This is a genomic window from Candidatus Protofrankia californiensis (genome assembly GCF_900634765.1).
Classification (GTDB): Bacteria; Actinomycetota; Actinomycetes; order Frankiales; family Frankiaceae; genus Protofrankia; species Protofrankia californiensis.
In genome coordinates, this window is sequence record NZ_CAAAFT010000401.1 from 1 (window position 1) to 503 (window position 503).

Here is a 503-nt window from a genome sequence, read left to right on the forward strand (position 1 = left end):
GGATGAGCTTGGCAAGAACATCCGGGAAGACCACACCGGCGATCGTGTCGATGTGCGCCGCCTTCATCTGCCGGGCCAACGCATCGAAATTGGTCGTGTCGGCCGTCACCTCATAGGTCAGATCAACGCTGACACCGGCGGCGTGCAGGCTCTCGGCAACCTGCCGGTGGAACTTCCGGGTGGCCTCGCTCAGCGCCATGTCCACCATGATGGCGCGGGTACCACCCCGACTACGGACGAAATCCCCCCAGACCGTGGACGAACCTGTTTCGGCCGCGTAGTAATGCCAGGAGAACATGTTCTGATGCTGCGCCCAGACAGACTCGGCGGCGAGCCCGGTGACCGGGATCCCCCGGTCATCCAGATACTGCGCGGAACCGCTCGCCACCTGCAGCCCCTGCATGAGGCCGAAGACCCCGTCGTCTTCGACCAGCTGACGGGCTCCGACCAGGTTCCGCGCGGGATCCGTGGCGTCGTCCCGCCAGGAGTAGGTAATCTTCCTG

The 503-nt window shown here is 64.6% G+C and carries 1 protein-coding gene; it reads right to left on the minus strand.

Annotated features, from left to right (window positions below):
- On the minus strand, positions 1–503 hold a 503-nt coding region (locus DD1DGNOD_RS29910), incomplete at both ends, for an ABC transporter substrate-binding protein (protein WP_241255872.1).